The 22,184-nt window shown below is 57.5% G+C and carries 10 protein-coding genes; 6 read left to right on the top strand and 4 right to left on the bottom strand.

The genetic code is table 11. The features are described from left to right. Window positions 1-591 precede the first annotated feature (591 nt). Both K5Q35_RS18020 and rarD read left to right on the top strand, forming a co-directional pair. Window positions 592-1,182: a L,D-transpeptidase gene (locus K5Q35_RS18020; RefSeq protein ID WP_013960286.1), complete on the top strand. Its 591-nt coding sequence runs from the start codon at window positions 592-594 to the stop codon at window positions 1,180-1,182. Window positions 1,183-1,298: 116 nt separating this feature from the next. Beyond that, complete coding sequence (gene rarD, locus K5Q35_RS18015; protein WP_220800817.1) at window positions 1,299-2,195, top strand: EamA family transporter RarD; 897 nt, start codon at window positions 1,299-1,301, stop codon at window positions 2,193-2,195. 3 nt (window positions 2,196-2,198) lie between these two features. Here rarD and K5Q35_RS18010 read toward each other — a convergent pair whose 3' ends face one another. Beyond that, window positions 2,199-3,329: a lytic murein transglycosylase gene (locus K5Q35_RS18010; protein ID WP_220800816.1), complete on the bottom strand. Its 1,131-nt coding sequence runs from the start codon at window positions 3,327-3,329 to the stop codon at window positions 2,199-2,201. A 492-nt stretch (window positions 3,330-3,821) separates the two neighbouring features. Here K5Q35_RS18010 and K5Q35_RS18005 point away from each other — a divergent pair, with 492 nt between their 5' ends. Then, window positions 3,822-14,741: a hypothetical protein gene (locus K5Q35_RS18005; protein WP_220800815.1), complete on the top strand. Its 10,920-nt coding sequence runs from the start codon at window positions 3,822-3,824 to the stop codon at window positions 14,739-14,741. On the opposite strand, the gene K5Q35_RS18000 is transcribed toward K5Q35_RS18005, so the two are convergent. The 3 genes from K5Q35_RS18000 to K5Q35_RS17990 are packed head-to-tail and all read right to left on the bottom strand — an operon-like array spanning window position 14,738 to window position 19,745. After that, complete coding sequence (locus K5Q35_RS18000) at window positions 14,738-16,045, bottom strand: HlyD family type I secretion periplasmic adaptor subunit (protein WP_220800814.1); 1,308 nt, start codon at window positions 16,043-16,045, stop codon at window positions 14,738-14,740. The genes K5Q35_RS18005 and K5Q35_RS18000 overlap by 4 nt on opposite strands. Beyond that, window positions 16,042-18,312 (bottom strand): type I secretion system permease/ATPase, encoded by a 2,271-nt coding sequence (locus K5Q35_RS17995; RefSeq protein WP_220800813.1) that lies wholly within the window; start codon window positions 18,310-18,312, stop codon window positions 16,042-16,044. Before K5Q35_RS17995 ends, K5Q35_RS18000 begins: the two co-directional genes overlap by 4 nt. Further along, complete coding sequence (locus K5Q35_RS17990; protein WP_013960292.1) at window positions 18,309-19,745, bottom strand: TolC family outer membrane protein; 1,437 nt, start codon at window positions 19,743-19,745, stop codon at window positions 18,309-18,311. Before K5Q35_RS17990 ends, K5Q35_RS17995 begins: the two co-directional genes overlap by 4 nt. Window positions 19,746-19,943: 198 nt before the next feature. Between K5Q35_RS17990 and K5Q35_RS17985 the strand changes: the two genes are divergently transcribed. The 3 genes from K5Q35_RS17985 to K5Q35_RS17975 all read left to right on the top strand — a co-directional run bounded on the left by K5Q35_RS17985 (window position 19,944) and on the right by K5Q35_RS17975 (window position 22,118). Continuing rightward, entirely contained in the window at window positions 19,944-20,573 is a 630-nt protein-coding gene (locus K5Q35_RS17985; protein ID WP_245538106.1) for an OmpA family protein, read from the top strand. Between the two features lie 31 nt (window positions 20,574-20,604). Further along, window positions 20,605-21,162, top strand: coding sequence for a hypothetical protein (locus tag K5Q35_RS17980; protein WP_220800812.1), 558 nt, complete (start codon window positions 20,605-20,607; stop codon window positions 21,160-21,162). A 113-nt stretch (window positions 21,163-21,275) separates the two neighbouring features. Then, window positions 21,276-22,118, top strand: a complete 843-nt coding sequence (locus K5Q35_RS17975) for a bifunctional allantoicase/(S)-ureidoglycine aminohydrolase (RefSeq protein ID WP_220800811.1) — start codon at window positions 21,276-21,278, stop codon at window positions 22,116-22,118. Window positions 22,119-22,184: the final 66 nt, after the last annotated feature.

The raw sequence follows: 22,184 nt of genomic DNA, 5'->3' as shown, positions 1-22,184 counted from the left end.
GAATCCGAAACAGACTCCGAATACAACGATCCGTATTGCGATAACGTGACGTGGGGTGTTCTGGTCATTGGTTTCTCCTCACAGTAGTATTTCAACAGGTGAAGCGCAGAGCGGTTAAAAAATATTACTCAGTGCTTTTGTTGAATAACGTCTACGTGAAAATAGAAAATTAGTAACTATATAACTGTTTCATAAAGATTATTTTGTAAATAATTTTTATCTGATTTTGGTTAATTGTAAATTTCAAGTGCGACAATCTGCCAAAAGTTAATGACTCCAATGGATTGTCGGTTAAGGTTTGAAAGATTATTGCGCCATGGGGTGTCACCCGTTAGCGCTGACCTCCGCGAGGGATTTTCCATTCATTCGGGCGTGGCAGGGTTGATGTGGCACTCCATTGCGCGAGAAACCAGATTTTAAGGCGGGTAATGCTATGAGTCGCCGGAACATGTGTGGCGGTACAGTCGGGGCCGCTGATATTTCGGATCCGATTGCAAGGTCGGCGCCGTGCTTGAGGCGACGGGAATGCTCAGAAGCTGCGGGACGGAACTATATTTGGTACTATGATGATTATCTGTAAGGGAGAGGCCAGTGAAACGTCGTGAGTTTCTGCAAAGTTCTGCATTGAGCGTGATTATGGGGGGCGTGGTTGCGGCAGAAGCGGCAGTGCCCGTCACCCTGCCCGATTATAACATGCCGGAAGAGTTTTTGCCGCGCGAAGTGCGCCTCAGGAACGATCTCGAACCTTTTGAAATTCATGTCGATCCGGGGCAATATGCGCTCTATTGGACGCTTCCTGACAAGAAAGCGATCCGTTATGCGGTCGGCATTGGGCGCACGCAACTTTATGAGCATGGCGAGTTTTTCGTCGGGGCCAAAAAGGAATGGCCGAGCTGGACGCCAACACCAGAAATGATCGAACGGGATCCGCAAAGCTATGCGCGGTTTGCGGATGGGATGCCGGGTGGGATCAACAACCCGCTGGGATCGCGTGGGCTTTATCTGTTTACGCCAAGCCGTGGTGACACGTTTTTGCGCATTCACGGCACCAATGACCCCGAAACCATCGGTCGGCGTGTGTCGAATGGATGTGCGCGTCTGATCAATGATCAGATGATTGACCTATATGATCGCGTCCCCCTGAAAACACGTGTCGTGCTGTATCCGATCGGGCGCGGTTAGGCCCGGATTTGCAGCAACATTGTTGGTCGCGAGGCAGAGTCAATTGCCTCGCCGGTCAATCCGTGTTTAAGGGCGATGCAATCCCGCAATTCTGCGTTCTTTGACGGAGGCCTTGTTTGAAATCCGCTCATGTTGATACGCCGCAGGGCTTTGCTTTTGCGGTGTCCGCTTACTTTTTGTGGGGTTTCCTGCCGATCTACATGAAGTCGCTGGCCGATGTGTCACCCCTTGAGGTGCTGGCGCACCGGGTTGTCTGGTCGATCCCGATTGCCGCAGTTGTGCTCATTGCGCTTGGTCGCACGAAAGACCTGCGCGCGGCGCTCGCCTCACCGCGTATGCTTGCGATGGGGGCTGTGACTGCGGCGCTGATCTCAGCGAATTGGGGAATTTACATTTGGTCCATCGTTTCGGGCAATGCGCTTGAGGCCGCTCTTGGATACTACATCAATCCCTTGTTCAGTGTCTTTCTCGGCGCCGTTCTGCTGGGGGAACGGCTTGATAAAATCAAATGGGCATCCATTGCGCTGGCCTTGTCTGCTGTCGTCATCCTGACGGTTGAAAGCGGTTCCATCCCTATCGTTGCGCTTGCGCTGACCGGAACGTGGGGATTTTATGCATACTTTAAACGGTCGCTCCCGATCGGGCCAAATCAAGGTTTCTTGCTTGAGGTCTTGCTGCTTGCTGTCCCGGCTGCAGGGTTCATCGCATATCTGGCGTACTCTGGCACGGGGCACTTTATGGTGGGCAATGCGGTTAACAGCTGGCTGCTTGTCGGCTGTGGTGCCGTAACGGCTGTTCCCCTGATGTTGTATGCAAATGGCGCGAAATTGTTGCGCCTTTCGACGATTGGCATGCTGCAATACATTGCACCCACAATGATCTTTCTGATTGCGGTCTTTGTCTTTGGTGAGCAATTTGGCCGCGCGCGGATGATCGCCTTTCCCATGATCTGGTGTGCCTTGGCGCTTTACTCATATGCGCTTTGGAAAGAGGCTCGGCGGGCCCGCGCCTGACTATTACAGACCGCTAAGAAGCTGCTGGGACGGGACGCCTGTCACCGGCAAGCCTTGGCTGGCCTGATAGGCACGAATGGCCGCTTGCGAATTTGGACCGATCACGCCGTCGGACCCTTGGGTGTCAAATCCCCTTGCGGTCAGCCGAGTTTGCAGGGCGATCCGGTCATCCTTTGTCAGGCCGTTTTCATCGGGCGGGAACGGCGTGACCAACGGCCCACGCCCTGCGATGCGATCAGACAGGTGCCCGACGCCGATGGCATAGGCATCCGAGTTATTGTAGCGTTTGATGACGCGGAAATTCTGGTTCACCGCAAACCGGGGGCCGTTTTCCTGTGGTTGAATAATTGTACCAGAGGACGCGCCAGTCACTTCGTTGCCCCACCGTTGACCGCGCACCCATCCGTTGCGTTCAAGGTAGGCGGCGGCAGATGCAAGCGCGTCGCTCGGATCGTCCGACCAGATGTCGCGGCGACCGTCCCCGGTGAAGTCCACGGCAAAAGCCTGATAAGAGGTCGGGATAAACTGGGTGTGACCCATCGCGCCGGCCCAGCTGCCAACAAGGCGGTCCGCCGTGATGTCGCCGCTTTGCACAATACGCAGGGCTTCGATGAGTTGCTTTTCGAAGAATGCTCCCCGCCGACCGTCGAACGCCAGCGTGGAGGTGGCCGACACGACCGGTACGTTTCCGCGCCGGGCCCCATAAAAACTCTCCAACCCCCAGATGGCCGTGATGATGTTTGCATCCACCCCATAACGCGCTTCAAGTGTTTCCAGAACGCTGGCGTATTGACGTCGCGCATCGCGACCCTGCGCGACGCGTTCGTCTGACACGGCGATGGACAGATAGTCCTCAAGGGAGCGCTTGAATTCAGTTTGATTACCGTCACGGCGCACGACACCGGGCAGATAACCCGTGCCCTGAAAAGCGCGGCGCAGAGTGTCATCCGTGATGCCTGCTGTACGAGCACGTTGCTGAAAGTTGGCCACCCAGACGTCATAAGCACTGTTCGGAATGGGTCTCAGATCATCGGGCAGGGCAGTGGTCGATGGGCTCAGGGACGGGCTTGCCGCGCAGCCCGATATGGCGAGGGCTAACGCGCCAAAGTTGAAATTACGCCGCGTCATAAACATCGCGTTCTCCATCGCAAATACGCCCAAAGTTGCGCTGGTTTTAAGCGCTTACCGTGCGGATCAAAAGCGAAAACCCCTCCCTCAAGCAGCGCTCCATAAGTTGGTGTGGTGCCTTGGACGCCAACACGCCAGTCGTATCTGCAAATATAATCATTTTAGATTAAAGGTTTAGAGGTCTGCCAGACGGTGAATTGCGGCCCTTCCTTACGGCGCGTCAATTTGGTCAGAAATCCTGTTCGCAGCTCTCAGTTATTTAATTAATTTCTGTGGTCTCTCAGCATGATGCAGGTTAACCACAAACTTTAATTGCATTTTAGTTGTATTGTATTTTGGACCGTTTTCAGGGTATTCCTGCATATCGGTCGAGGTATGTGACCGCATGTTATTTGGGCATTCCGCCGGTTGTTCCGGTCAATACCGCCCCAGAGTACGACAGCAAACGGCCATGTTGGCCCGGCGCGGATTGAGTTTAAACGGTAAGTGGATACTGCAATGACAGATGCTCCCAAAATCTCATCGATTGCGACGCAACAGGAAGTTGCAGATATCGTCGCGAGCTTCAAAGACGGTGCCAGTATCGACGGGCTGATGTTGCTCGATGCCGCCTCGAAGCTGGATGTCATGGTCGCGGATGGCGCAGAGATTACCAAACCACTCATTCTGGGCGATGATCTGCTTTTTGTGCAGCCGGACGGTACGATTATCGGCCTGCTCGACGGGGCCAAAGCCAACTTTGCGCTGAGCGCTGAGGACTTGACGATCTCATCGCAGAATATCGTTGCCGTCGCCTTGCAGCAGGGCGCTTGGACGACGGTTGCTGATGCGGTCGAAGTTGATTTGCAAGTTTTGAGCACAACAGTGCCCGGTCGTGATGGCGGGTCAGGTGAGCAGGAACAGGTTCTTGCGGGCGATCCGTTAAACGGCCTGCCGATTTCGCCGCTGCTGCCCCCGACGGAGTATCAGTTTCCCGAATTGCGCGACCGTGAGGTTGGCGCGGATGACGGTGGTTTTGGCGAGCCGGACGTTCAGTTTGGCGGCGCGGGACTTGTTTCGCTTGTTGAGACGGACAGCGGCCTTGTCATGCGATTTTCGAACTTCGTCGAAGTGATCGCTGGCGGTGCTGATATTGGTGAACAGATCACCAATGTGACACTGACCTTGCCCGGGCTTCCTGCCGGTACAGTGGCGAACAACGGGTCTTTTTCGTCGAATGGCGTAACACAGACCTTCACCTTCAACGGCACGTTTGAGCAATATAACGCGCTGGAAATCACGCTGCCGACAGATTTCTCAACCGAAAGCCGGAACGACTTCACGCCTGGTGATCTGACGGGTACGATCACGGCAACCTCGAATTTTCTGGGCCAGGCGTCGCTGGATTTTCCGGTTACGGTCGCCGAAGAGGGCGATCTGGATTTTGGTGCCAGCGTTTTGCGCGCGCCGGAGACGGATTTGCCCGTTGTTTTCAGGCTGAACGATGGCCTCACGCCCCAGTCAACAGATGCGGATGGATCGGAATCCGTATTGTCCGTTTCTGTGGATTTGAGCGGCCTGCCTGCGGGTGCACGTGTTTCCACCGATGGGGGTGCAAATTACACCGCCGTTTCGGGCACCTATTCGTTTTCGGGCACATTGGCCGAGTATGAGCAGATTTTTATCGAGCTTCCGGCCGACTATTCGACCACCAACCCGGGCAACACGATCACCGCGACGGTGCAGGCAACAACAGATGAGGGCGGCAATGAAATCCGCCCGATGAACCTGATTGTGGATGCAACACCGGATATCGTGATTGCCCTGCCCCCGACCATCAACGCGATCGAGGACGGCAACGGTGCAGACGGCAGCGGCGTTACGATTGACCCGACCCCCGACGCGATCACCGACCGCATTTTTGTCGAGGATATCGACGGCTCGGAGGATGCGACTGTCGTGGAGGTTGTCTTTACCGACCTGCCCGCTGGCACCACTTTCTCAAATGGCTCATTTGATTCCGCGACGGCGATCTGGACCGGGACAATGGCTGAGGCGAACGCGCTGACGCTGGATGTGCCGGGCGATTATTCCGGTACGTTTTCCTCGGCGATTACGGCCACCAACCCGGAAGGAAGCGAGACAGCAACGCAGACGTTCGTTGTGGCACCGGCAGGCGACGTTGATATCAACGTTTCGCCGATTGTTGCGGCGGAAACGGACTCGCCTGTCGTTATCAACCCGTCGGCGAGCTGGACCGTTTCGGTGTCCGATACAGACGGTTCCTCGCCGCCTGAAACGCTGCAATCTGTGTCACTGACCCTCAATGACCTGCCTCCGGGGGTCGTTGTTCAAAACGCGCCGGCCGGCAGTGTTACCTATGACCCTGCGGCTGGTGGCGTTTTCACCTTTTCAGGGACCCCCAGTGAATATGCCCTGCTGCGGCTGGTCTTTCCCGAAGATTATTCCACCGAAAGCTCCCCGCTGGCGAGCGGCGTCATTGAAGGCACAATTTCGGGTGTTTCGAACGAAGGCAGCGCGGGCCCGGTTAACGTCGAACTCAGGATCACCCCGGAAGGTGACGTGCAGATTGACCCGATTGTCATCCCGACCCTGACCGAAGAAGAGTTCCAGCAAAGCTTTGCCCTGGGCGATGTGCTGGACCTGAAGGTCACTGACAACGATGGTTCGGAAGCTCTGTCGTCCGTCTCGGTCGAGATTACCGGCCTGCCCGCGATTGATTTCACGCTGGCGAATGTGTCTGGATTCGGATCCAGTGTATCGCTTGCGACATCGCCTGTTGACGGCACGCAAACGCTGACGGCAGTCTTTGACAGCGGTAATATTCAGGCCGCGTTCGATGCCGCGACGATCAGCCTGCCGATCGATTTCTCAACCGCCAACCGCTCCGATTTGAACGCAGGCACGACCCAGTCGATTGCGGTCAGCGCGACTGCACAGACGGACGAAGGCGGGCAAGCCACCGCACAGTCTTTTGTCAACGTGGATTTTGTCGAGGATATCGACCTCACGCTCGCGCTAGACATCACTGCCGAAGAAGACGCCGGCGTCCAAAACAGCAGCATTGGCGTGCGGGTCCCGCTGAATATCCTGATTGATATCACGGACAATGACGGGTCCGAAACGGATGTGGCGGGCTCCCCCTTCAGCGCTGAGGTAATGATTGAGTTTACCGATCTGCCATCGGGGGCAAGCCTTACAACCGGCACGTTGATCGGGGCAAACTGGACCGGCACTGTTGACGACGCGCGCAACCTTGAAATTGATTTCCCGGGCGATTACGCGGGCACCACATTGGCGAATGTCACTGTGACAACGCTGGAAGGCGTCGAAAGCAGCGCGACCGCAATCGTCATCACACCGACACCTGACATCAATATCAGCGGTGAAATCGTTGCCACGGAAACGGATAGCCCGGTTTCCGTGCTGTTTTCCGACTTCATCAATCTGACAATCAATCCAGCGAATGAAACCCTGTCCTCACTGGTTTTCACCCTGCCGGATTTGCCAGCGGGGATGGTAGCGCTCGATGGCGCAGGCCAGCCTGTTGGCACGTTCACCCCTGACGGGTCGGGGTTATTTACCTTTGTGTTTGATTCAACGGCCGAACCTCTTGTCGATCCGGCAGACATAACCCTGACCTTTCCTACGGACTTTTCATCAGAAAACCCGAACCTGCCCCTGCAAGCGGAATTGGTCGTGGTCAGTATCCAGAATGGTATTCTGAACGCCCCGGTCACAGCGTCAATCGACGTCACGATCCAACCAGAAGGCGACGTGCAGATTGACCGGATCGGGACGGCCGATTTTGCTGAAACAGATGCGCCGATTGATTTCAAGCCTTCTGACTATCTTGACCCCATCGCCACGGATGCGGATGGATCGGAATCCGTTCAGCTGGTCAATGTAACCTTCAATGCGCTGCCCACAGGCACGGAGTTTTCAAGAGATGGCGTGACCTTTCAGACAGCAAGCTTTGATCTGAACTTCGTCGGCACGCTTGCGGAATATGACGCGCTTGTCATTCGGCTGCCTGCCGATTTCTCAACCCAATCGCCTGCAACGACGCTGACGGGCACCGTCATCGCAACAACGGATGAATTTGGTTCAGCGAACGAGACATTTGATGTCACCGTCTCTGCCGAGGGCGATTTGCAGTTGATCGGCACCGGGACAGTGACCCTGAGTGAAAACGATGCGCCGGGTGCGATTGATTTGGACGGGACCGTGCAAACACCGCAGGATGTGCGTTTGGCGGATGTCTTGACGGCCAGCCCAACAGATGCGGACGGGTCAGAAGAAATCAGCCGTGTGATAATTACGCTGGCCGACCTGCCAGTGGATGCGCAGATTTCCCTCGATGGCGGGGCCACTTTTGCGCCCTTTGGCACACCGGGTTCTGCTAATTTCGAGGTCTCGTCTCTTGCTGAATTCGAGGCGGTGATGTTGCGCCTTCCGGATGATTTCTCGACCCAACGCCCCGAGGGCGCGATTACCGGCACGCTGAATTTTATCACCGATGAGGCCATTCTCAACAGTGAAACGACGCCGGCACCGGGGACAGGCAATCTAGCGCAGGCAATCACGATCGTGGTCACGCCAGAGGCGGATGTGTTCATCGCAGGTGTCGATTCCGTTGTGATCGAAGACCTCGGTACGCCGATTGATCTTGGCCTTACGGCTGCGATTACCGATCAGGATGGGTCCGAAACGCTGACCGCGCTGTCCGTGACTTTCACGGGGCTGCCAACCAATGGCCCCGTCGAATTGTCTGATGGCACGCTTCTGACGGCCACCTCCAATGTCTGGACGGGCACCACGTTGAGCGACCTTTCAGGTCTGTCGATTGTGCGTTTTCCGGAGCATTTTTCCGGTGTGATTGACCTGACAACAACGGTTGTGACGAATGAAACCGGCCCCGCAGGAGAGAGCGTTTCGACAACCGTTGAGGTCACCCCCGTGGCCGAACCCGAAATTGTCCTGACAGTGGTGCCGGGTGCCTTTGTCACGGCGGTCGGCCCTGACGCGTTTTCTGTCAAGGAAGACGCGGGCGAGGATACGAACAGAACCTCTGACGACGGTTTCCTGTTGCAGATTGATGCCACCACCCCGGATCAGGATGGGTCCGAAGCGCTACAGCAAATCGTGATTGAAAACGTGCCAGCCGGATGGCTGACCGCAGGGGATGGCGCCGTCGATGCGTCGCGTTTTGCATCCGGTGGTGGCGATGTGGCCAGCGCCGATGTGGTGGGCACGACGCTGACGATCACCCTGAACCCGAACGTCGTGGCGTTCAACGCGCAGCTTCAGATGATCCCGCTCAGCGATCAGGATCAAGATGTGGAAACCCTGACGGGCGGTGATCTTTTGGCCACGGTCACGTCGATTGATACCGCTGCCGGGCTGCCAAGCGATACCGCCACGGCGCGCGATGGTGTTGATGTCAACCTTGACGCTGTGGTTGACGAGATCAACCTGCAGACGCGGAACCGCAATACAAACGAAAACCTCGGCAACCGCCGTGTTGTCGATGCGGGTATCACGCGGCTTGAGCTGCAAGATACCGATGGCTCGGAAAGCTTTACTGCCGTCATTTTCACCGTCACCGTGGATACATTGAACGATACGTTCGATCCGGCAAGCCTCAGCGATCTGGTATTGAACTTCCGCGGGCGCGACAGCTTTGTGGACGTGGCCCGCACGGACCCTGTTCCCGGTGACAATGAAATCAGCATTGCTCTCACCCGCCCTGCCGGGGTGAGCGATGCAGACTTTGCCTCGGCCATTACCGGGTTGCGCTATAGTGTGCCGCAGAAATTCTCCGGTGTTTTGACCACACAAGGCGAAGTCTTCTGGAGAGAGACCGAAACGGGCGACGAAGAGATCGATTTTGTCGACAACTTCGGCAGCGCGGCGTTCTCGACCGTTGTGACCGTCCGCCCCGTGACCGAAGCCACGCTGGATGCGGGTGTGTTTGTCGTGGATACTGATTTCGTCGTCGCAGCGGGCACGGATGAAGTTGGCGCCGTGGCCACAAGGGCTAACCCGACGGTTGAGGACACAACGACACTGACCTTGATCGAAAGCACCAACGACAGCACGGGCGAGGGCCAGGTTCAGGCGTTCCTGCGGCTCAGCGCGCTGACGCCCGACACGGATGGCTCCGAAGAGCTGACCGAAATCGTGGTATCGAACATTCCGTCGTCCTGGATCGGCGTGGCGGAAACCACGCAGAACGTGACACTGAACCAGTCGATGTTCTTTGACATCACGGGCACTGGTGCAATCGCGCAGGCTGAATTCGACAAGATCGACACGGCCACCTACAATGCGAATACCGGCGAACTGACCATCGTCTTCTTGCCTGATGTGACCGATTTCGCCGGGTCCGTTGCTGTTTATCCAGCACTTTACGAAGATTATGACGTGGATCGTGCCAATGGAGATCCGTTCACGGATGACGGCAACTTCTTTGGCGCTGATCTGAATTTCGCGCTGACCACCAGAGACGGAAACACGGTTACGACAAGCGATCTGAATGTTGATGTAACGGTCGATGTTGATGTCGACCCGGTCAACAACGAAGCGTTTGTTTTGGCCTTTCCTCGCGGAAATGAGGCGGTGATCGATGCCGCAGGCGGCACCTTCGATTTCTCCTTTATCCCCTTCATCGAGGATATGGACGGCTCGGAGACGATCATCTCTGCCGTGTTGCGCAATATCCCGAACTTCCTGACCGTATATGTGACCGACCCGGCCAACCCAAGCGGGCCAAAAATCCCGGCATTGCTGACCGAGATCAACGGCGATGGAACACTGGACTGGAGCCTGAACGAAGATCAGTGGCAAGGCGTTGAACTGCGCGGCGTGCCGGAGCATTTCTCGGGCGATATTCCAATTGCGGTCGACATTGTGACCCTTGAGGCGAATGGCTCAACCGGTGTAACGAACCTGTCGACCGCCACCATTAGCATTGATCCGGTCGCGGATGGCGGGAACCCCAGCGAGACGTTCCGTACGCTCGAAGATCAGGCGGTGCGCGTTGTTCTGGATGGCAATATCATCGACCAGACGCCGGAATCCCCGGAAATCATCGAAGACGCCTATACCATTTTCAATGTTCAGGCCGATAGCGAAGGACGTCTGCCGCTGTTTTTTGACGGTTTGCCAAATCAGACGGGCACGACGCCCGCTGGGGATCCGATCTATTCCAACCTGATTTCGCCTGATGCGTCTGGCACCTACAACATTACTGCCGCGCAGTCGCCAAACCTGCATGTCTTGCCCGGGCAGGACAGCAACGAGGCGGTCGTCTTTCAGGTCGAGGTGACGTATGTCGAATCCAGCGTTTTGCCCGGCACGCCCGGCCCTGCCGAGACGACAACCGGCATTGGCACCGTAACGATCAACGTCGAAGGCGTCGCAGATACGCCGGACGTCGATGTTCAGGACGCCGACCCTGCCGCGACACCCGGTGGGATCGACAAAACGACGATCAATGCGATCTATGATCCAAGTGGGACAACCGACGGTGTGCCTAATCAGGATCTCGCCTACGCCTACGCCGGGTTCGACGACACGCCGTTCCAACTGATCGAACGCCTCAGCGATGATGCGCTGCAGCTGGGATTCAATGATCCGGCCGTCACAAATACGTTTGAAGCGGCGGATCCGTTGACGGGCGCGCGTGATGAAATCCTCTTTACCGATGGCGATCCTGATGGGTCTGAGACGCTGTATTACATCATCACGGATATTCCGCCCGAAATCCGTTTTGTCGGGGGCACACCCATAGATGCCAGCGGCGAGACTTACCTCGTGACCGCAGCGGAACTGGCCACTGTGACCGTGGTGCCGAATGTGGCCGTGACCGATCCGAGCTATTTCAACCTGACACTGAACGCCATCGTCACAGAAAACGACGTTGATCTGTCCAGCGTGCGCCAGATTGGTCCGGGTGTCGACGTGCAGGACGTTTTGAACGATATTGACGGGTTGACGGGCGGCAGTGTGACTTCCTCCGATTTCTCGATCATTGTCCTGCCCAGCGGGAATGCGGTCGGTGGTGGCAGTTGTCCGCCAGGTGACCCCCGGCAGTTGCCGATCCCCGAATTGACCTTTGTCGGGGATGCATTCGAAGACACCGGCAATGAGCTGAAAATCCAGCTCACCGAAGTCCCCGGACAGTGGGAGAGCATTGATGATCTGAGCGGTCAGCCACTGGGTGTGGACAGCTTGGGTGTGAGTGGTGATTTCGGCGTGGGCCTGACACTGCCGCCGGGCGCGACGCTGACATCCTCAACGCCGGGTGCAGTGCTGTTTGATCCGATCACCGGCCAGTACACAATCGACTTTGCCGCCCTTGGAACGGACAGCAGCAACCCGCTTTTGACTGCTGGGACAGTGACTTACACTCCACCACCGCAAGAATCGAGCCCAAGCAATCCGTTCCCCGTCGGTGATACATTCGGTACGGCTGACCCTTACGATAGCCTGCCCGACATTCAGACCACATCGGTTCTGAACAACTTCACCTGCAATAGTTTTTCGAGCCAACCCGGTACAATGCCTGTGTTTGTGCAGCCCGTCGTGGATGGCCCGACGATTGCCATCGGCGCACCGGCTTCAGCCCTCGAAGACACCGCTTTCTCGGCTGATATTACCCTGTCCAGTGCAGATGAGGGCGAGCGTGCGACAGGCGATGTTGTCATCACCCTTGGGGGGGACCCGGACGCCAGATTATTTGACGCCAATGGTGAATTGACACCGGATGCAGGCACCGGGCCGGGGACGGGCAATCCGCCCACCTTTACTCTGAGCCCGAACGCCGTGGGCACACTTGAAGTCCGCGCTGCCGAGCATTTCAGCGGACCCTTGGAGATCACCGTAACTGCGTCCAGCGAGGACATTGACGGCAGCGTCGCGTCAAACACGACAACGCAAACGATTGATATCATCCCGGTCGCTGATGCACCCGAGTTCGTCTATAATCCGGATCAGACGGCGACCGAAACCGGGCTGCCACTGGTGACGGATCCGACGGGTACTACGCCCATCGTAACCATCGTTGAGGACAAACCCATCAGCTTTGGGGAGATCTTTCAAACCGCGCAATCGCCGGATCAGGACGGATCGGAAACTGCCTCTGCCGTCATCGGGCCGTTGCCGGATTACGTGATCCTGTCCGGTGCCAGCGGCATCATCGACAATGGGGACGACACGTTCACCGTGCCGGTGTCCCAACTGAATGCGCTGACGATTTCACTGGTGGACGAACACGCGCGCACACCAGACAGCGAAGACGCAACCATTCTGCCCGAAATCCCAGTCTCCATCACGATCAACACGCTGGAACTGGCCAACTCGGATCAGAATCAGGGCACGACCGACTTTATCCTGCGGGTTCTGCCGGATGCGGATAAGCCAACAGTGCAGGCCAGTATCTCCCCGACCGGGGGGGCTGAGGATGACGGGACGCAATATGATATCACCCTTTCCGCTACCTCGCCCGATGTACATGAAACGATCAGTTTTGAAGTCACTTTGCCTGCGGGCAGTGAGCTGTTCGTCGGCGGGACGCCAGTAACAGTACCGGCCAGCGGCATCGTCGTCATTCCGGGTATCCCGGATCCGAGCTTTAGCGGGCCGGGCATCGGGTTCATTCCAGCCGGGCAGGTGTCCTTTGTGCCCCCTGCTGATTTCGCAGGGGATGTGTCGATTGATGTTGTGGCCATCACAACGGATGAGAGCACCACCTACAGCTACACGGACACCGAATTGTCGGATGTGGCAAACCTGAACCTCGCGATCACCGCGACGCCTGATCTGACGGTGACGGTGACGGACCCTGTGGTGACCTTGCCTGAAACAGATGCGCAGGTGACGTTTACGCCTTCGTCAAACGTTGCCCTAGATGTCACCGATACCGACGGGTCAGAGACCATTGATTCCGTCACCTTCGAGATGTCAGGCGTGCCTGCTGGCACCACCTATTCGGTCGGTGCAGGCGATATTGCGGCGAGCGGGACGCTTGTCTTTACCGGCACCGAGGCAGAGTTTAACGCGCTGGTCATCACCTTCCCGACCGACTTTGCCACGAACGGCACACCGCTTACGTCAACTGTGACAGCCACCACGAATGAAGGCGGCAACGTCAGCGAGAGCTTTGATCTCGATATCACCGGCGAGTTGGATATCAATGTCAGTGTGACGAACACGGACCTTGCGCAGCAGGAAGGCGTGGATTTGCTGGTCGCGCTGGGGATTGATGCGCAGATCACGGATATTCAATCGACGCCATCCGAAACACTCGAAACGGTGGTATTGACCTTTGATCAGCCGCTGCCTGCGGGCACATTGGCATCAGATGGCGCGCTCTCCGCGACCCGTTCCACGCTGACCTTCGCACGCGGCGCTTTGTCGCCTGCCGATTTTGCGCTGGCGATTGCGGCGCTTTCCCTGACGGTGCCTGCCAGCTTTGCGGGCGATATCACGGGCACGGTTTCGGTCACGACCAATCATGGCACCGCACCGGATGTGCCCTTGGCAATCAATATTAATGCGCGCCCGGATATTGTCGCACCGGTCGATGTCACGCCGACGTTTGACCAGTCACAGGTCGTAACTTTTGCGGACCTACTGGCCAATGCAACGGATACATCGGCCATGACGGTGGAAAACATCACCTCACCCGACCCGTTGGTTCAGATCAGCGTCGTGGGGACAGATGTGACCATCACGGTGCCGCCGGGATATGTCGGCACACCTGTGTTGGAATACGAAGTGGTCGATAGCGCCCCGGTTCCTGCACGCTCCTCAGCAACGGCAAATCTGGATATTGATACGTTGCAAATGCAGGACAGCGGGTCCGTTGTTACGGGTCCGGACGGTGTTGTGCGCAGCCTGATGACGGATGTCACCGGTGATGCAACGCTCGGCGGGACCGTCGCAAAAGGCACGGACAATGATGATGCCGTGGATTGGCTGGCCACGCAGCGCGAATACGCCGGGATCACCGAGTTCCAGTTGATGGGTGGGTCTGACTTCATCGACCTTAGCGGGGCGGCGGGCGGCTTCACGATTGACGGTGGTGCGGGCAATGACATCCTGCAAGGATCCGACGGGCGCGATACGCTGCTTGGCGGTGCGGGCGATGACATCTTTGTGCTGGCCTCCGGCCCTGTCACAATCGCGGATGAGATCGGTGATTATGGCGCAGGCGATCAGATTGACCTGAGCGAAGTTGTGAATGGTGTAAACAGCGTCGGTGGCCGCGTGTCTTATGACAACACCACAGGCGTCTTGCAGGTCGATGGCAGCAATGCCTTCGAGGTTGCATCGACAGGTGGCGGTATCCCCGCGCAGGTCGAAGTGATCTTTGAAGACAGCGCGGGTGCCGCGCAAACGGCCATCGTCTAGCGCTCGCGCAGGGCCTCAAGGCGCGCTTTGCGCAGTGGCTTGAGCAGGTAATCCAGCACCGTCCGTTCCCCGGTCAGAATATCGACCGAGGCAATCATGCCGGTGCGGATTTCGTGGGTTTCACCGTTGCGCGACAGTGCATTCGAGTCCGTGCGCACGATGATGGGGAAATATGTCTCGCCGGTTGTTTCATCGCGCTCCGCATCGGCGCCAATGCGCACGACGCGACCTTCCAGCGCACCGTAGATGGTGAAGTCAAAGGACGTGAGTTTGACCTTGGCGGGCAGATCAAGTCGGATGAATGCGATGTCTTCGGGCCGCACGCGCGCTTCGACTTCGAGATTGTCATCGGCGGGCACAATGCGTGCGACCTCTTCACCCGGTGCGATAACGGACCCCAGCGTATTGACGTTCAGGACCGACACGATGCCCTCGACCGGCGCGCGCAGGCTGGTGCGGTTCAGGATATCAGAAGCGCGTTTCAGGGTTTCGTCCAGCACGCTGAGTTCATTCAACGTATCTGAGCGCTCGGTGTTAATCTCTGCGCGCCGGTTCAGGTTCAATTCCTTGACGCGTGCTTCAGCTTCGCCCAGTGCAGTGACGGCCTGACGGCTGCGGCTGAGGACGGAGTCGCGTTCCTGCCGTTTTCTGGTGCGCTCACGCTCAATCGGGATGATCTGGGCGCGCGGCACGACGCCGGAGGCTGTGCGCAACGCGATTTCCTCGTCGAGCAATTCGAGGCTTTCGTCGATGCGGGCCAATGCACTTCCAAGCTCTTCGATCTCCTGAGAGCGTTGTTCCACCTGCGAGACAAGAACCGTGCGCTGGGACAGATCAGCCGCCTGACGGCTGTCGAAAAGCGCCATTTCGCGCAGGGCGAGCGGGTGGTCGTCCGCCAGCCCAAGGTTGGAAAAATCCGGGGCGTCCTCGCCCAGCAATTCCGCTTCGAGCCGCAGGGCCTTGGTCAGCATTGCATCGCGACGCGCGGTGATTTCGCCAAGGGTCGACGCGGCCCCGATATCATCAATGCGGATCAACACCTGACCTTGTGTTACGGCATCGCCTTCGGAAATCAGAATGTCGCGCACGATGCCGCCCTCAAGGCTTTCCACATTGCGGGCACGACCTGAGGGGACGACAACGCCCTGCGCGCGGGCCATCACCTCAATGCGCGCCCAAGACGCCCAGGACACGGCCCCCACCAGCAAGGCAACAAGGACCAACAGAAAAACCAGCGTCAAGATCCCGCGACCAGCCGACCGGGGGCGGCGCGACGCCTCAAAATCCCATTCTGTGCCGCTCATGACGGCGCGCCTTTGCCAGCTTCTTTCAACGACGATAACACCTCATCGCGGGGTCCATAACTGCGCAAGGTGCCGCTGGTCATGACGGCCACATGCGTGACAAGCCGCATCAGCGCCATGCGATGTGTCGAGACCACAAGGGTCATCGGTTTGCGTGCAAGTGCGCGTTCGACGCCGTCAATGAAAAGCATCTCCGATTGCATATCCATCGCGGAAGTCGGTTCGTCCAGTATCAGCACGCGCGGCTGCGGCAGCAATGCGCGGGCCAGCGCGATCATCTGGCGTTGCCCGCCCGACAGATTGCGCCCGCGTTCGGTGATCTGCATGCCAAACCCATCCGGGTGGCTGGCGGCGATCCGATCCACGCCCGCGTCACGCGCGGCACGCAGGATATCCTCGTCTCGTGCACCGGGAACACCAAAGGCGATGTTCTCGGCAAGGGTGCCGGTGAAAAGCACCGCTTCCTGCGGGACCAGTTGCACAAAGCGGCGGAGCGTCTCGGGGGCAATTTGCCGGGTATTCAACGCATCCAGCAGGATCAGCCCATCCGTGGGCGGCCACAGCCCGGCCATCACCCGCGTCAGCGATGTTTTGCCTGCCCCGATCGGCCCGATGATGCCAATGTGGTTGCCGGCGGGTACTTTGAGGGAGACGTTTTTCAACGCGGGAACCACCGCGCCCTGGTAGTTCAGCGAGACGTCTTTCAATTCAATCTCACCGGAACGATCGGTCGTGTTGATCGTGCGTCCCCGACCATCCGCATCAGAGCGTTGGTTCATGAGTTTGCCCAGAGACTGCAAGGTCGAGATCGCGAAGCTCCCCCGCACAAAAAGTCCCGTGACCGCCGCCGTGGGGGCCAGCGCGCGCCCTGACAAGATCATCGCGGCAATGACCGCACCCATGGTGATCTGCCCTTCCAGTGCGAGATAGACGCCGATCACTACAATCCCGATGGAGGAGGCCTGCGTGGCCAGCGCCGTCAATGTCGTGGCGAGTGTCGCGAGGCGGCGGCTTTTGGCTTGGGTCATCGCGGCGTCCGCACTTTGCCGTTCCCAGCGGGATTGCATGCGATTGTGCCCGGCCACGGCTTTGAGGGTTTCGAGTTCTGACACAGCCTCCGAGGCCACGAGGGTTTTCGCTCCGCCGGTTGCGCGGTTGTGCTCTGACGCGCCGCGCAGAGGGCGCAGGATGATCAGGCCCATCAGCATGACAAACCCGAGCGCGAGGGCAGGGGGATAGGCCAGCGGCCCACCAATGTAATAGATCAGCGCGATAAACAGCACCGCAAAGGCCAGATCAATAAGATGCGACAGCGTCTGGGATGAAAAGAAATCAGCAACCTGTTCGTAATCTTTGAGCGTGTTCATCAGGCTGCCGGATGGCGGCACATCTTCGTCCAGCCGCAGGTTTGAGACATGCCGGAACACGCTGGATGAAACCGAGGCATCGACCTTGCGCCCGATCCGGTCAATAATCCCGGAGCGCAGAAGCTTGAGCAGCGCATCAAAGCCAAGCGCCAATCCAACACCGGCAACAAGCGACCAAAGCGTGATGATGGCCGCATTGGGAAAGACGCGGTCATAGACATTCATGGTAAACAGTGGCACCGCGAGGGCTAGAAAATTGATCAGCACCGAGGCCAGCACGACCTGCATGTATTCCGGCCAAAACGGACGCAACGCCCCCCACAGCCAATGGCCAGAGGACGTGTGCAGCTTGGTATCCCCTAACGTTTCGGCCTGACGCTGCAGCAGGATCAAATGGCCGAGATAAACATCCAGCAGGGCCTTTTGTGTGATCTTCAACGTGTCTGACGCTTGTGAGGGGCGCAAAACCGAATAGGTTTCATCCTCGTTTCGGGCGGTTAAAACGCAAGCGTCACGTCCGCGTAACAGCAAGACAACGGGGTATTCTCCGGGATCAATATCACTCAACCGGCGCCGTTCAAGCCGCGCGCGCATGCCGTGCCGCTCAGCCGCGGATACGGCCAGTTCAGGTGACAGACGCCCATCGGCAGGCAGACCAAGGCCCCCGGTCAGGACTTCGACGGCGATGTCGGTTCCGCTGATGCGCATCGCTTCGACCACCGATGCCGCCAAGGGATCGACCGGACTTGCCTGCAGTGCCCAATCCAGATTGGATCGGGTGACTTTTGCAACTATTTCCTGTGCTTTTGCCTCTGCGCCGCTGCCTGTGGTGATACGCGCGACCCGCGATTTGGCTGGTTTATCAGGTGTGGAGATGTGAGCCCTCCGATCTGCGGTCACTCAGACTTTACGCTTTTGCGCCAATCGCTAAAGCCACGTGCGTCGTCCCGCAGTTTTACGGGTTCGGAGCTGACGCCGGGTGCCCCTTCGGCGCTGGCGGCATATGCATTGCTGTCTTCAGGCGGCTCAATTCCAAGCGATGGTAACAGGATCCCTGCAGCCGCCAGCAGACGGTATTTCAGGAATACTTCCAAAGCCCTAGCATTTCGTAAATTCACGTCTGCCTGAAAAAGCGCGTTTTGCGTGTTCAAAACGTCCAGCAACGAACGGTTGCCAACGTCAAATTCTTGCGTGTAGCTCTCCAACAACTCGCGCGACAGGGTGGCCTGACGCTCAAGGATATCGGCGCGGCGCAGGGCCGACTGCAGGTTCGCCCAGGATTGGCGCACTTCACGTTCAACCAGACGGGTCTGTGTCAAAAGCCGGGCGCGTTGCTCTCCCACACGGCGCACTTGTTCTTCGCGCTCTCCGCGCTTGCGGTTGCCTTGAAATTCATACCGTAGAACAAGGCCAACGGATGCATCGCGCACTTCTCCTTCGAACCCGCGCATGTCATCGCCGTAGCGCGTAACAGCTTCCAGATCGAGGGTGGGTGCCTTGTTGGCGTTTGCTGTGCGTGACAAGGCCTCAGCGGCCCCGACGTCGGATTGGAAAAACAGGATTGTCGGGTTGCGACGCCATGCCGTGGCTAACGTTTCTTCGACCGTTGCGGGCAGGCGCGCGGCAGGACTTGGCACCGCGTTCAATCCATCAGGTGTCACGCCAACGGTTTCCAGAAACAGGGCGCGCGTGTCCATTTCGTTCAGTTCGAATTGCAGCAGGGTGTCTTCGGCGAGAAACAGGCGTTCTTCGGCCTGTTGCAGATCACCAATGCCCAGAATACCGTTGTCAAACCCGCTGCGAATTTGTGCGAGGATGTCGCGGTGATAGGTCAGGTTTTCACGGGCCAGTTGTGTCACTCGTTGCGTGCGCAAAACGTCGCTGTAGACCCGAATGGCCTCAAGCGACAAAAACTCAGCGCGCTCAAGCACGCGATAGGCCGCCGCATCGATCCGGTAAGCTTGACGCTCAACCTCAGACCTTGTGGCTTTGCCATCGTAAAGCCGCTGGGTCACCCGGCCAGTGACTTCATAGCCGAAAATCGCATCATCAGAGGAGGTCAGATCATTTGTGCGCGTGCCATCGTTGATGCTGCCCTCGGCGCGGGATTCAAGTTCGACGCGCGGGGCAAAAAAGCTTCTCGCCTGATCAAGCTCGAATTCGATCGCCTGTTTGTTGGCTTCGGCGGCTTTGATCTCGGGGTTGGTCTCCAATACAAACAGGATCGCGTCTTCCAGCGTCAGCGACGATGCACTGTGGGACACGCACAGCCCCAATGCAAAAGCCAGAATGCTGGTTTTCGTTTTCTTGCGTGCCTGTTTCGACAAAATCATACTTTGCAACTCACACTGTTTTTCTTCTGCTCTTTTACCACGCATCAAATAGTTTCCACTGGGAATTGTACAGAAGATGCCTCATTTTTGTTCTCTTGTTGTACAGAGTGTGACAGTGCGGTATCACTTTCATCAACCTTAGATTAGCTGTTTGGATCCAACGTGTTGTTCAGAATGCTCTTGGCGATTTGCCTTTTTATGCCCGTTTCGCTCTCCGCACAGGATATCGGGACGATCAATTTCGCCTTCGATTCTGCCGAACTTGATGCGGAGGCTCAGGCCAAGATCGTTGAGATCGCCGAGCGTTTAAAAGAAAACCCATCGTATAAACCCACTGTGCTGATTGGCTTTACGGATGCTGTCGGTGGTTTGGGCTACAATGACCGACTGGGACTGCGCCGCGCGAATGCGGTTTCTGCCGCGTTGCTGGAACAGGGTGTGAGTGTTGACAGAATTGGCGGGGTCTCAAGCCGCGGCGAACGTGAGTTGCTTGTGAGTGTCGCCGGACCTGAACGGCAGAACCGGCGCGTAACCGTGACGCTGGGCGAGATGCTTGCGGCCTGTAGAACATATCGCGAAATTCCGCTCACCGTGTCGTCGGTCGGTGCAGAATTGCAGACCGACCTTGAGACGCGCCTCTCGGAAGCCGAGAGCTTTTTTGCGCAACTCGCTGCAGCGCGCCGCAGCGGTGCCGCCTTCCAGATGGCCGGTGCTGCGCGTGAAGACTGCAACATCGCCGTCGGATATGACGCGTCCGCCCTTCGCAAGGTTGAGTATTCCCAAAGGTGTTTTTGCAGTTCGGCACGGATGCGCGTCGCTCTGAACTGATCCACTCGCGGGATAGCTCGAAAGGGGAACCATGATCTGGTCAGTTGCATCAAAGCTCGTCACCAACCTTGCCGATAGCGCAAAGAAAAAAGGCGCGGATGGCGACAATATCCTGAAAAAGACATTCGGTCTTTCCAGTGAAGGTATCCCGATTGGCCGCGAAGATGAACCTGTCGGCTACGTGCGCTGGAAGGCGCAAAATAATGATGCGTCCTCGCAGGGGGTTCTGAAAGAGGGAACCGACGGCGAATTGCGCTGGCGTGAGTATCTGTGGACAGGGCCCGCAACGATAGACGAATGTGATTGGGGGGCTGTGCGCTGGCGCTTTTACAGCAACGGTCTTGTGTGTTTCGATGCGCGCATGTCCAACACGAGCGGCACGCTGGATTATGGCGATATCCAGGGTCACCGGATTGAATTGCGCGAAAAGAACGGCCTGCTGCTGGGTGTTTGGATTGCCGGTTTCTTTGTGCGCAGATCGCTCCCGCAGCGCGGGTTTGCCTCGTCATTTGTTGATGAGCATGAACCCTTGAAAATACACTTTTCGGATATTGACGACAGCCATCTTGGAGCGTGGGTCTGTCTGTGATCTGATCGGATTTCATTTTCAAATGAAACCGAAAGGTGTTGTTGCTTTATTCGGTCTGGTGAGAGAGTGAACCGTTGCCGATACTGCACCGGCTAACCCTCAAAGGAGTTGCTATGTCCGCGCAATATTTCGCCCCGAAAGGGGGGCATCCGGATCAGAATACCCTGCTGACGGACCGTGCCATTTTCACACCTGCCTACGCTGTGATCCCCAAGGGGACGATGCGGGACATTGTGACGAGCTTTCTGCCCTTTTGGACGGGCACCCGTCTGTGGGTTCTGGCGCGTCCGATGACCGGATTTGCGGAGACATTTTCCCATTACATCATGGAAGTATCGCCCGGTGGCGGGTCTGATCGCACTGAGACTGACCCGCAGGCGCAGGCGGTCCTTTTTGTGCTCGAAGGTCAGGCCACACTGACGGTTGATGGAAATACACATGTTCTGGAGCCGGGGGGCTATGCCTATCTGCCCCCATCAAGCGACTGGACGCTGCACAACAAGGGGTCGGACCCGGTTGTGTTCCACTGGTTCCGCAAGGCCTATGAGGCTGTGCCGGGTCTTGAGCAGCCTGACGTGATCGTCACAAACGAAAAAGACATCGCACCCACGGTCATGCCTGACACGGATGGTGCATGGGCCACGACGCGTTTCGTTGATCCGAGCGACATGCGCCACGACATGCATGTGACCGTTGTCAGCTTCAAGCCGGGCGGGGTGATCCCCTTCCTTGAAACCCATGTTATGGAGCATGGATTATATGTTCTGGAAGGCAAAGCCGTCTATCGGCTGAACAACGACTGGGTCGAGGTCGAAGCGGGCGATTACATGTGGCTGCGCGCCTTCTGCCCGCAAGCATGTTATGCAGGCGGCCCCGGTAACTTCCGGTATTTGCTGTATAAAGACGTGAACCGGCACATGGGGCTGCGGCCCCTTCACCGCGATGGCGTCGCTTAAGCCGCAGGCCCTGTAGTTCCATGTTCTGATGGCCGCTTCGGCGGCCATCTTTCGTGCAGGCTGTTC

Source organism: Roseobacter sp. OBYS 0001, assembly GCF_019654895.1.
Classification (GTDB): domain Bacteria; phylum Pseudomonadota; class Alphaproteobacteria; order Rhodobacterales; family Rhodobacteraceae; genus Roseobacter; species Roseobacter litoralis.
This window is presented reverse-complemented; position numbering and strand designations above follow the sequence as displayed.

Excerpts from the sequence above, each read along its gene's own strand:
- K5Q35_RS18010 (WP_220800816.1), bottom strand. The coding sequence starts at position 3,329 with ATGTTTATGACGCGGCGTAATTTCAACTTTGGCGCGTTAGCCCTCGCC.
- K5Q35_RS18005 (WP_220800815.1), top strand. The coding sequence starts at position 3,822 with ATGACAGATGCTCCCAAAATCTCATCGATTGCGACGCAACAGGAAGTT.
- K5Q35_RS18000 (WP_220800814.1), bottom strand. The coding sequence starts at position 16,045 with ATGAGCGGCACAGAATGGGATTTTGAGGCGTCGCGCCGCCCCCGGTCG.
- K5Q35_RS17990 (WP_013960292.1), bottom strand. The coding sequence starts at position 19,745 with ATGATTTTGTCGAAACAGGCACGCAAGAAAACGAAAACCAGCATTCTG.
- K5Q35_RS17985 (WP_245538106.1), top strand. The coding sequence starts at position 19,944 with ATGCCCGTTTCGCTCTCCGCACAGGATATCGGGACGATCAATTTCGCC.
- K5Q35_RS17980 (WP_220800812.1), top strand. The coding sequence starts at position 20,605 with ATGATCTGGTCAGTTGCATCAAAGCTCGTCACCAACCTTGCCGATAGC.
- K5Q35_RS17975 (WP_220800811.1), top strand. The coding sequence starts at position 21,276 with ATGTCCGCGCAATATTTCGCCCCGAAAGGGGGGCATCCGGATCAGAAT.